Origin of the sequence: Vibrio sp. Vb0304 (assembly GCF_033338995.1) — a bacterium.
GTDB lineage: Bacteria > Pseudomonadota > Gammaproteobacteria > Enterobacterales > Vibrionaceae > Vibrio > Vibrio alginolyticus.
Genome location: NZ_JAWOTT010000001.1, coordinates 827,089 through 839,506, shown reverse-complemented (window position 1 = coordinate 839,506; position 12,418 = coordinate 827,089). Strand labels below are relative to the sequence as shown.

Below are 12,418 nucleotides of genomic sequence, written 5' to 3'. Positions count from 1 at the left end.
TGCCTCTTAATTATGCGAAACAACATCCTAGCGTAAAGTGAAAAGAAAAGCCTTTCACTCTACTGCTAAGGTTTATTGATACTTTGCCGAAGTAATGAACTCACCGAATGTCTCGCACCATACAACAACCGTATTGTATTCAGAAATTGAAGTGCTTTGAGGAACCTCAACAACGAAGTTATCGAACGTTTTGACATCACCAATTAAGCTCATCTCAGATTTAAGGTCATTAAACTCTTGTTCCGTTTCGACAAACTTAGGAGATAGATAGAGTTTATAGTCTGGTCCGGGAGCGAGTTTTCCTACCAACGTAATGACTTCAGAACTCAAATGAATTTCTCCCTCTCCCCAATGAAAAGCATCGCTACCTTTGAGTTCCCTCTTAAACACTGCGCTGTATTCTGCACCTTGCTTGCTCTTAGCAACTTGTTCATCGGTCGGCGCAGGTGGTGCAATAAGGATCGGTAAAGTATAGATACCTATCGCAATGCCAATAGAAACTGCCACTAAGTGACTGATTGTTAATTTAATTATATTTTTCAAGGTCATAAGCATCTTCTTATTAGTTTTACTACTTGAAATTAGATTCAAATCGGCCTTATCTGTCTATTATCGAGCAGCATAATGTCATTAACATTATACACAAGCTATGCGCACTAAATGCAGACTGAGCGCAATTAAAAACGGCTGATAATTAATATCAGCCGTTTGCTTATCGGAAATGTCGTTGTGCCGGTTTGGTCACTATTCCGCTTCCACCAAAGCGATCTTATCGGATGTCGATTTTTCCAATTTGATCGCAATAAACTTAGAGGTTGGCGTAAACGTTCTATCCCCATAACTGTCCAAAGGAACCAATGGGTTCGTTTCTGGATAGTAAGCCGCCGCCTGACCTGCTGGCACATCATAGGCAACAAGCGTAAATCCGCTTACGCGACGCTCTACGCCATCTTCCCATAATGACACCATGTCCACTTTGTCGCCCGGTTCAAAACCGAGTTTACGAATATCCGCTTCATTGATGAACAGCACTTCGCGCATGCCAAATACACCACGATAACGATCATTTAAGCCGTAAAGTGTCGTATTGTATTGGTCGTGTGAGCGCATGGTTTGCAAAATCAAATCTGGCTTTTGGCCTTTTTCGAGTATCGCTTCGCTGATCAACTGCTTCGGCAACTCGCTAGAGCTGAACTGTGCTTTGCCGCTTGGTGTATTCCATCGACGCTCGGCAGCTGGGTTTGCCAAGTGGAATCCACCTGGGTGTTTAAGCTTATGGTTAAAGTCGGTAAAACCCGGAATCGTGTCGGCAATCAAATCGCGAATACGGTCGTAATCTTCAATTGCCCACAACCAATCAATTGGTTTTGCCCCGAGTGTCGCATTGGCAATACCAGCAATAATCGCTGGTTCTGAACGCAAATGCTCCGAACGCGGTTTTAGCTGACCAAATGAGATATGCACCATGCTGAAAGTATCTTCAACCGTCACACCTTGTGGGCCCGTCGCTTGCTGATCAATCTCGGTACGGCCTAAGCACGGAAGAATAAGCGCATCTTTACCTGTGACAAGGTGAGAACGATTTAACTTCGTCGAAATGTGTACGGTTAAATTACAGTTTCGCATCGCGTTGTGCGTACGTTCTGTGTCTGGCGTTGCTTGTGCAAAGTTACCGCCCAAACCGATAAATACTTTCGCTTGTCCTTCTTCCATCGCTTTAATGGCTTGCACAGTGTTGTGGCCTTCACCACGCGGGACGGCAAAGTTAAATCGACTTTCAATGCGATCCAATAACAGATCTGAAGGTTTTTCATCAATGCCCATCGTACGGTCGCCCTGAACGTTACTGTGACCACGCACTGGTGAAAGACCCGCGCCCGGCTTTCCAACGTTACCTCGTAACATTTGCACGTTTGCGACTTCTTTAATGGTTGGCACAGAGTGACGATGCTGAGTCAACCCCATTGCCCAACACATGATCACACGTTCTGCACGTCGATACATGCTCGCCACCATCTCGATTTCACTTAAATCAAGACCCGATTGTTCAGCGATGTGTTCCCAAGAGGTTGCGTCCACTTCAGCCAAATACTCATCAATACCTATCGTGTGTTGCTTGATGAACTCACGGTCAAATACCGCTTTGCCACCGTTTTGCAATGCCTCGCTTTCCCATTGCAACAAGAATTTCGCGATGCCACGAAACACTGCCATGTCTCCACCTAAAGCAGGACGCAGGTACGCCGTGTTGGTAGGCTCTGAGCCGTTACTCAACATCTCAATCGGCATTTGTGGGTTTTGGAAACGCTCTAATCCGCGCTCTTTGAGCGGGTTTAGACAGATAACCTGTGCACCACGTTTTACCGCTTCGCGCAGAGGTTCAAGCATTCGTGGGTGATTCGTGCCCGGGTTTTGACCAATCACAAAAATCGCATCAGCTTCTTCAAAATCATCAAAGATCACTGTGCCTTTACCAACACCAATAGTGTCTTTCATCCCTATTGCACTGGCTTCGTGACACATGTTGGAACAATCTGGGAAGTTGTTGGTACCGAATGCGCGCACAAATAGCTGATATAAAAACGCCGCTTCGTTGCTTGCACGACCAGAGGTATAAAACTCAGCTTGGTGCGGTGAATCCAATTGATTGAGATGTTTAGCCACAAGAGAAAAAGCCTCATCCCAAGAGACAGGTACATAGTGGTCGGACTCGGCATCGTATCGCATTGGGTGCGTGATACGGCCTTGGTATTCCAACCAGTAATCGGTTTGCGTTGAGAGAGATGAAACGTTGTGATTGGCAAAAAACTCAGGATCAACCAGACGATTGGTCGCCTCCCAGTTTACCGCTTTCGCGCCATTCTCACAAAAATTGACTTTACCACTATCTGGCGACTCGCCCCATGCACATCCCGGGCAGTCGAAACCGCCATTTTGGTTGGTTTTGAGCATAGTGCGAATGTTTTTAACTGCATTTTCACTGCCCCACCAACTTCTGGTTACGGCTTTCAGTGCCCCCCAACCACCAGCTGGACCTTTGTATGTTTTTATTTGTTCTTTTTGGCTCACGACTTTACTCCTCGCAGATATACCAGCAAGCAGGGTGCCCGTGAAAACAAGCGCGTTATTTATTGAGATAATGCGGAAGTATTGAAGGGCTTAGTTTCTAATCCATGTATTTTTTAATCCAAATAAGTAACCACTCAACATGCTCTCGCTTGTCCGAGCGTTTACTTATCTAGATTCTTGATATCGGATACCCGCCTACTGTTTCTAAGACTGTTAGATTCAATTCGCATTGTTGCGCCTTGATCTAAATCAAAGATTAAGTCGTTATTCAATATGCGTCCAATTGATAATCCTGACCGAGTGATAAACAAAATCTATGACGAATTTTTCCACTGACGGTCATCACATTTTTAATCAATACAATTTATGAGGTTAATCGTTTTCCCATCCGATTCCACCTAGTTCGCTTAACGAACTCAATAAAATCGCCACTCTTGATAATAGATAATATCTATCACACTATAGATACTTTAAATTTGACCCTAATTAATATCAGGAATAGCCTTGATTCAGATCAATTTTGAGTGAGGTTTTATTCTTGACTTGGTTTTGGTTTTCCATTCCCCAGTTAAAACGCTCCAGCGCTTAAAAAGTACGGTAGTGCTGTGCCCTTTTTAGGGAGTTCCCCCCGTACATGTGACTCACAACGCAAGGTTAACAAGCCATTATGGATATCAAACAACTTAAATATCTCATCGCACTTGAACAGACCAAACACTTTGGTCAAGCCGCCGCATTGTGCCACATTACGCAGCCTACCTTGTCCATGAGAATCCGAAGCTTAGAGGAAGAACTCGATCTCGAATTAATCCAAAGAAGTCAAAGATTTGAAGGGTTTACTGAAGCAGGAGAACGCATTTTAGCTTGGGCGAAAACCGTCTTAGCCGCTCATGATGGACTGCAAGCCGAGGCTGCTAACTGCCGTGGTCAGTTGGTCGGTTCACTTCGGCTTGGAATGGTGCCACTCGCCAGCCAAAACCCGATGGAATTGCTCAAACCATTAGCTCAACAGTTCCCTGAGTTACGCTTTCAAATACTCTCCATGACGACCGAACAGATCATAGACCAACTCAATCGCAATCAACTTGATTTGGGGATGTGTTATGTCGATCAAGTCAACACCGCTTACTTCGATGTTATCGAGCTATACTCGACCAAACTTGGCGTTTTATTCGATGAGCGTCATTTTGATTTTGCCGAATCTGAAGTGTTGTGGGAGTCACTCAATAACATTCCGCTAGGGCTGCTTTCGAAGGGTATGCACTATCGCCACTCAATTGATCTTAGCTTTGTGAGTAAAGGGCTGGTTCCGCAAACCGTCATTGAAAGTAACTCCACCTTTCACTTGATCCAAGCAGTAACCAGTGGCCTTTGTTGCGCCATTATGCCGCTGAACTGTGGATTAGAAGAGTTGAACGATACGCTTCGCATTATCCCTATCGAAGAAGCCGCCGTTCACGCCCCGCTAGGTTTGTTAAAGCGAAAACAAGAACCCTTCTCCGCGCTAACCGATCAGTGCTTCGCAGAAGCGAAGAACATATTCAATCGATAACAACAACCCACACGTCAATTTTTGGCATACATAACGGCTTATGAGGTGATTTCATGAGATGTACTACTCAATCTTATTTTGAACTGTCCGATTTCAATCAAGCACCACCTCAACCAAGTGCGTTCAATTACCGAGAATTGATTGATGGCCGCCCAGTGCAACAAATGTCGCTGGCGAGTGAGTCAGCTTTAGCTATCAGCTATAACGGCATTAGCCAAGCGGTCATGATGGTGACGCCAGGCCATCTGGAAGACTTTGTGAAAGGGTTTAGCCTAAGCACAGGCATCGTCCACGACTTCAAAGAGATCAAAGACATTGAAATTGGTGGCGATCACGAATCTCATTATGCGGAAGTAGAAATCAGCAACCGCGCTTTCTGGGCGCTAAAAACACAACGTCGGAATCTTGCAGGCACAACCGGATGCGGCATTTGTGGCGTCGAGGCTCTGGAACAAGCTTTGCCTGATTTAGCACCGCTAACACCGTCTCTTCCTCCGCGCTCCGATGTATTCGAAGGGCTGCGAGACAAAGTCGCACTGCATCAAGAAGCCGCACGTGAATCTGGCGCGCTACACGCCGCTTTATTTTCAGATTTACAAGGCAACATCAAGTTGTGCCGAGAGGACATCGGCCGTCACAACGCGCTAGATAAGTTGATTGGCGCATTGGCCAACAATCACATCGAACCTCAAAGTGGCTTCGCAATCATGACAAGCCGTTGCAGCTTAGAGTTGATCCACAAAGCCGTTCGCGCGCGTATCCCCACTCTGGTTTGCTTATCTGCACCGACAGCGTTAACCGTCGAATGGGCAAGAAGAAACCATTTGAACCTAATTCACTTGCCAAAATACGGCTCGCCGCGTCTATACAGCCCTGCGCCTTAACACGTCAACCTAGCCGAATTCCTAATATTTCTAACGGAGACCTCTGGGCCTCTGTTGTTTGCTTCTGATTCCCAATTGATACTTAGCGACCAGCCACTATTCTCTCCAACCAAACGTGCTCACCCCTTGTCAGCACTAAGCTTGCATGTATTAACCTGCTTGCATTTGAACGCTTTCCAATCCGATAAGAACCCTGTCAAAAACCCATAAATTAGTAAGGATTTTGTGTGACTCTTTTCACGCTTTTCCGCCTTCCTAGGCATTTCTAGGAATTTTTCCTAGCCGATCTAGGCAACCATCTCATGTGCCTCACAAAACCACTCTCTAGAATTCCGCTCAGTCAAAAGTAACAAGAGCACATAACGGTCGCCGTTGTGTTTCTAAAACAATTACAAGAGAGTTCATCATGTTAAAATTCCTCGAACAGGTGCGGAAGCCGACCCTCGATCTTCCTGTCGAAGTTAGAAGAAAGATGTGGTTTAAACCGTTCATCCAATCTTACTTGGTCGTATTTATCGGCTACCTAACCATGTACTTGATTCGTAAGAACTTCAATGTCGCGCAAAACGACATGATCTCAACTTACGGTTTGAGCATGACAGACCTAGGTCTTATTGGCCTTGGCTTCTCCATCACATACGGCATCGGTAAAACCGTTGTCTCTTACTACGCTGACGGTAAGAACACCAAGCAATTCCTCCCTTTTATGCTGATCCTTTCTGGTCTTGCAATGCTTGGTTTCAGCTTCAGCATGGGCGGCGGTAGTGCAAGCCTGTTCTTGATGGTGGCTTTCTACGCTCTGAGTGGTTTCTTCCAAAGTACTGGTGGCCCTTCTAGTTACTCAACCATTACAAAATGGACACCTCGTAACAAACGCGGCTCTTACCTAGGCTTGTGGAACATGTCACACAACGTTGGTGGTGCGGGCGCAGCGGGTGTTGCTCTTTTCGGTGCCAACTACCTATTCGACGGACACGTAATCGGCATGTTCGTGTTCCCTTCTATCATCGCGATCATCGTTGGTTTTATCGGTATGCGCTTTGGTAGCGACTCTCCAGAAGCTTACGGTCTAGGTAAAGTAGAAGAACTTTTCGATGAAGCAGTGAGTGAAGAAGACACCGCCGCTGAAGAAAACCAGATGACCAAAAAAGAAATCTTTGTTGAATACGTTCTTAAAAACAAAGTTATCTGGCTACTTTGCTTTGCCAACATCTTCCTTTACATCGTTCGTATCGGTATCGACCAATGGTCAACGGTATACGCGTACCAAGAACTTGGTCTGTCAAAAGAAACGGCAATCTCTGGCTTTACTCTATTCGAAGTCGGTGCGCTTGTGGGTACTTTGATGTGGGGTTACTTATCTGACTTAGCAAACGGTCGCCGCGCATTGGTTGCTTGTGTGTCTCTTGGTTTGATCATCGTATCGCTTGAGTTCTACCAACACGCCACTAGCGAGTTCATGTACTTAGCCTCACTATTTGTATTGGGCTTCTTGGTGTTTGGTCCGCAACTTCTTATCGGTGTTGCCGCGGTTGGTTTTGTCCCTAAAAAAGCAATCAGTGTGGCTGACGGCGTAAAAGGTACATTCGCTTACCTAATCGGTGACAGCTTCGCGAAACTTGGTCTCGGTATGATTGCAGACGGTACACCTATCTTCGGCTTAACAGGTTGGAAAGGTACCTTCGCAGCTCTAGATACCTCCGCCATGATTTGTATTGTTTTGCTTGCTTTCGTCGCTATCGCGGAAGAGAAGAAGATTCGACATGCGAAGAAGCTTCAACTTGCACAAAACCAAGCCTAACTTCTCTGCGCGCTTTACTTCGGTAAAGCGCGCAAGATCATTAAAATGAGTTGATCAATTCAGTATCATTAAAGGTTTTTCTATTGGCTCCTGTTGGAGCTTATTGTTGTTAGTCGTCTGCTCTATTTGGTTGTAATAATGATTCATGTTGCTCTAGTTGATGATCACGTCATCGTGCGTTCAGGTTTCGCACAATTATTAAATTTAGAAAGTGATATTACCGTTGTCGGTGAATTCGGCTCTGTCGCCGAAGCGCGCAAAGGCTTGCCTGCGGTACACCCTCATGTCGTCATCCTAGATATCTCCATGCCAGATGAAAGCGGCTTAAACTTTCTTAGCGAAATACCAACTGGCATTGCCTGCGTGATGCTTAGCGTGCATGACTCCCCTGCGATGGTGGAAAAATCACTAAAGCTAGGTGCAAAAGGCTATCTTAGTAAACGCTGTAGCCCAGACGAACTTATTCAAGCCGTGAGAACCAGTGCTTCTGGCGGCTGTTACCTCACATCAGATATTGCACTTAAACTTGCAACGCCTAGCGACAACACCACCTCTCTATGCCAACTGACAAAACGTGAAAACGAGGTATGTCAGCTACTTGCGACCGGGTTGGATGTAAAGTCTGTCGCGGCAGAGCTTGGCTTGAGCCACAAGACCGTGCATGTGCATCGTGCGAATGCCATCGACAAACTCGGCGTGAAAAACAACGTTGAGCTCGCCAAACTATTTTCTCAAGAGTCCTTTTAATGCGAGCTTACGCTGTTACCACCATTTGCGGACTATTTGTTATGGCTTGCGCCTGGTTCTGCTTATGGGTGATTGCCTATTACTTTGTCAATGATCCCGAACTGGCGATCTTATTGTTTCCTTTCGCTTTAAGATTAGGTGTCGCCCTACACACTCGCACCGCTTATTGGCCGACGATTTACCTTTCGGAGTGGGGACTTTCCATCGCACTTGCAATGTTACTGGGTCAACCGCAGTGGCTTACCGTGCTGATTGCGAGCATTGCCAGTATCCCGGTCACTCTGATTGCGAAAAAATACTACTACGGAGACCAAAACCGCCATTTAGCCGTGATGAGCGCAGTCATTATCATTAGCGCGTTTATTAATGTGATGGCCGTTGGTTTTCACGTTCCTTCGGTTTACATGGTATGGCTGGCTAGCATTTCTGGAGGCTTGCTCGTGGTGCCTATGTGCTACTTGTTATGGAGTTATTTGTTCCAAAGTCGTTGGTCTCCGCTTAGCTCTCTCCTACTAAGTAATGCCGTTGTATTTCAGGTGCGTCATATCGTGCTTTATGCGCTACTTTTGATCGGCAGTATTTTGGTGCAAACCAGTTTGCCTGAAGAGCTAAAACGATTTGCGCCATTTTGTATGGCGATTCCAATCATCGTGCTTGCTCTGCGTTACGGCTGGCAAGGAGCCCTGCTCGCCACCATGCTCAACAGCATTGCGCTGATTGCGGCTCGCAGCGGCGTATCAAATCTAGAAATCACCGATTTGTTATTATCTCTCTCGGCGCAAACCATCACCGGCATTATGCTCGGCTTAGGGGTTCAGAAACAAAAAGACCTCAATCACAAACTGCGCGGCGAACTTGCACGCAATCAGAATTTGTCTCGCCAGCTTATCAAAGCGGAAGAATCGGTAAGACGCGATATTGCGCGCGAGCTACATGACGAAATCGGCCAGAACATCACGGCAATCCGCACACAAGCCAACATCATTAAGCGGGTAAATAACGCAGAAACACGCGTTGGTTGCGCCGACATGATTGAAGGGCTTTCCCTCAACGTGTACGACACTACTAAGCGACTGTTAAGCAAGCTAAGACCCAAAATGCTGGATGATTTGGACTTGAAAGAATCCGTCGAGCAACTGACGCGAGAGATGGAATTCGCCAATCACGGAACGACTGTTCAACTGAACTGGCAAGGCGATTACACAAGCCTGAGTGACACACTCAAAGTAACCCTATTCCGTTTATGCCAAGAGTCATTAAATAACGCTGCCAAGTACGCAGAAGCGCAGTTGATCAATATTGAACTGACAATTGGAGAAACGGCGGTGTCATTGATGATTCACGATGATGGTGTCGGTTTCAAAGTTCAGGACAGTATGAAAGGCATGGGCGTTCGCGGCATGCAAGAGCGTGTGCACGCGTTAGGTGGAAAAATGGTTATCTACTCCACCAGCGATCAAGTGATCGGCACACAAATCAGCATTACTTTACCTAAGGTGTAACTCAAGATGTTTGGATTTTTACGTTCACCTAAATTTACTCAACCGAGTCTAAGCAACGAGCAAATCGACCAGCGTTACCGCCATTGGCGTTTGCACATTATGTTGGGGATGTACATCGGCTACGCAGGTTTCTACTTTACCCGTAAGACCTTTAACTACGCCGCACCAGCGATGATTACCGATCTTGGCTTAGATAAAGGCGATTTGGGTCTTATCGGTACGCTTTTCTACATCACCTACGGCTGCTCGAAGTTTATTTCTGGCACGATTTCGGATCACTCTAATCCTCGTTATTTCATGGGACTAGGATTGATTGCGACAGGTCTGGTCAACATCGCGTTCGGCTTTTCTAGCTCACTCGCGGCTTTCATTACTCTGTGGATCTTAAACGCGTGGTTCCAAGGCTGGGGCTGGCCTTCATGCTCGAAGCTGTTAACCACTTGGTATTCACGTTCCGAGCGTGGCTTCTTATGGGCGATTTGGAACACCGCACACAACGTTGGTGGCGCGCTGATCCCTATTTTGGTGGGCTATATAACGTTGCACTACAGCTGGCGTGAAGGTTTTATTCTACCCGGCATCATCGGTGTATTACTCGGTCTATTCGTTTGTTGGCGATTGCGCGACAAACCCACAACAATGGGTTTACCAAGTGTCGGCCAATGGCGCAACGACGCGCTAGAACTTGCGCAAGAAAATTACGGACGTGGCCTCACCTACCGCGAAATTCTGAAATCGTACGTATTTAACAACAAATACATCTGGCTGCTCGCGTTCAGTTATGTGTTGGTTTACATCGTTCGTACCGCAATCAATGACTGGGGAAACCTGTACTTGACCGAGCAGCATCACTATAGCCTGATTAACGCCAACGCTGCTCTGTCTATGTTTGAAATCGGCGGTTTTGTTGGTTCATTGGTTGCGGGTTGGGGCTCAGACAAACTCTTTGGCGGTAACCGTGGGCCAATGAACTTGCTGTTCGCGATTGGGATTTTCTTATCTGTCTCTGCGCTTTGGCTGATGCCTCTGACCAACTTTGCATTCCAAGCGGCGGGATTGTTCTCCATCGGCTTCTTTGTCTTTGGACCACAAATGCTGATCGGTATGGCGGCGGCGGAGTGCTCTCACAAAGATTCTGCCGGCGCGGCAACAGGATTCGTGGGCTTGTTCGCCTACATGGGCGCAGCATTGTCTGGTTATCCACTGGCGTTAATTCTTGAAGAATATCATTGGACGGGTTTCTTCATCACCATTTCAGTTTGTGCAGCCGTCATTGGCCTTTTGTTGCTGCCATTTTTGCAAGCGCAGCCATCACGAAAACCACTCGAACCAAAGCCTCGGTTGTAAATCGACTTATCGCCCTTAGGGCAAATTGGCGAGTGACCTAACCGCGCTCGCCCTCCTTATTTAACGTATCTCTGCTCAATTTTTCTTCCGATTCAGTTCGGAGGGTTAACTATGGGAAAAATTCATGAATTTGAACACTATTTCATCGCATAGCTTCTTTCAAATGAACAACAAAATCCAAAACTACGCCTGGGGAAGCACCTCTTCTATTCACGATTTGTTTGGCTTTTCTAACGAAACGAATGAGCCTCAAGCAGAAGTATGGATGGGTACTCACCCAAACGGCTGCTCTGAAGTTCAGGTTGAGCAAAACACGCTGCCTTTGTCTGAACTGATCAAACAAAACCAACCCGCTTACTTATCAGCAGAAACCGCAGCGAAATTTGGCGACCTGCCCTTTCTGTTTAAGATCTTAGCGGCCGAACATGCACTGTCGATTCAAGTTCACCCAAGCAAACAAGATGCCGAAATAGGCTTCGAAAAAGAACAAAGTGCCGGGATCCCACTAAACGCAAGCCATCGTAACTACAAGGATCCAAACCATAAACCTGAGTTGGTGTACGCGCTGACAAGTTACCAAGCCATGAACGGTTTTCGTTCGTATGACGAGATTATTGAGGCATTTGGCCTTTGCGATATCAATGAGCTACGCACACCGCTAGATGCATTCAAACGCGAAATCAACTCACAAGGTTTACGCGATTTCTTTGTGCACATTCTGACCATGGAAGGCGAAACAAAAGAGCGTGCACTGAAACAGCTTCTTGCCCAAGCTTCAGACCAATCAGAGCAAGGTACTAACAACGACGTTTTCCAGCTCATCTTGGATCTATCCACTCAATACCCTGGCGATGTCGGCTTGTTTGCGCCATTACTGTTGAATGTCATCACGCTGCAACCTGGCGAAGCCATGTTCCTGAGCGCAAGAACGCCACACGCTTACATTAAAGGTACGGGATTAGAGATCATGGCGAACTCAGATAACGTTTTGCGTGCAGGACTCACGCAGAAACATATGGATGTTGAAGAACTGGTTAAATGCACAGACTTTGTGCCTAAGCCGTTTCACAGCCTTGTCCTAAAACCCAATGCCAATGGTTGCCAGAGCCTTTACCCCGTTCCAGTGGCAGACTTTAGTTTCAGCATTCTTAACCAACCGAACAATGAAGTGGTTGATGCCAATAGCGCAGAGATTTTGATGGCGATTGATGCCGACCTGACACTCATCAGTGATAACGGTGAGACGTTAACTGCCTCAAAAGGACAATCTGTATTTGTTCCTGCTTACGTTGGTCATTACCGTATTCAAAGTGCGGGACGTGTGGCTCGCGCCTTCAACTAGTTTTTGAATAACTGATTCAAACTAACGTCTGACCCAAGGGACTGGGTTAGACAATTTATTCCTTTCATAGATTGAACCATTCCGCTTTTAAGGCACTCATGCTTACACCTTGTCGAATCCAAACACCTACAGGCCAGTTTCTCTAAAAGCCATAACCTCCCGGATCTACCATTT

The 12,418-nt window shown here is 46.4% G+C and carries 9 protein-coding genes; 7 read left to right on the top strand and 2 right to left on the bottom strand.

Features of this window, described 5'->3' with window-relative positions; genetic code table 11:
• Positions 1-72 precede the first annotated feature (72 nt).
• A complete protein-coding gene (locus R7P35_RS03695; protein ID WP_005376099.1) occupies positions 73-549 on the bottom strand; it encodes a DM13 domain-containing protein in 477 nt (158 codons plus the stop codon).
• 195 nt (positions 550-744) lie between these two features.
• Positions 745-3,069, bottom strand: a complete 2,325-nt coding sequence (locus R7P35_RS03690) for an FdhF/YdeP family oxidoreductase (RefSeq protein WP_169628660.1) — start codon at positions 3,067-3,069, stop codon at positions 745-747.
• A 667-nt stretch (positions 3,070-3,736) separates the two neighbouring features.
• Between R7P35_RS03690 and R7P35_RS03685 the strand changes: the two genes are divergently transcribed.
• The 7 genes from R7P35_RS03685 (at position 3,737) to manA (ending at position 12,244) form a co-directional block, all read left to right on the top strand.
• Entirely contained in the window at positions 3,737-4,621 is an 885-nt protein-coding gene (locus tag R7P35_RS03685; protein ID WP_054730252.1) for a LysR family transcriptional regulator, read from the top strand.
• 53 nt (positions 4,622-4,674) lie between these two features.
• Positions 4,675-5,505 (top strand): formate dehydrogenase accessory sulfurtransferase FdhD, encoded by an 831-nt coding sequence (fdhD, locus tag R7P35_RS03680; RefSeq protein WP_047101073.1) that lies wholly within the window; start codon positions 4,675-4,677, stop codon positions 5,503-5,505.
• Positions 5,506-5,911: 406 nt separating this feature from the next.
• Complete coding sequence (gene uhpT / locus R7P35_RS03675) at positions 5,912-7,306, top strand: hexose-6-phosphate:phosphate antiporter (protein WP_021707729.1); 1,395 nt, start codon at positions 5,912-5,914, stop codon at positions 7,304-7,306.
• Between the two features lie 138 nt (positions 7,307-7,444).
• Positions 7,445-8,053, top strand: coding sequence for a transcriptional regulator UhpA (gene uhpA / locus R7P35_RS03670; RefSeq protein WP_005376090.1), 609 nt, complete (start codon positions 7,445-7,447; stop codon positions 8,051-8,053).
• Entirely contained in the window at positions 8,053-9,555 is a 1,503-nt protein-coding gene (gene uhpB, locus R7P35_RS03665) for a signal transduction histidine-protein kinase/phosphatase UhpB (RefSeq protein WP_138940303.1), read from the top strand. The genes uhpA and uhpB overlap by 1 nt, the downstream gene beginning before the upstream one ends.
• Positions 9,556-9,561: 6 nt before the next feature.
• The gene (locus tag R7P35_RS03660; protein ID WP_318091675.1) at positions 9,562-10,902 is read left to right on the top strand and encodes an MFS transporter; all 1,341 of its coding nucleotides are present in this window, start codon (positions 9,562-9,564) and stop codon (positions 10,900-10,902) included.
• 124 nt (positions 10,903-11,026) lie between these two features.
• A complete protein-coding gene (manA, locus tag R7P35_RS03655; protein ID WP_005376084.1) occupies positions 11,027-12,244 on the top strand; it encodes a mannose-6-phosphate isomerase, class I in 1,218 nt (405 codons plus the stop codon).
• The last annotated feature ends 174 nt before the right edge of the window (positions 12,245-12,418 follow it).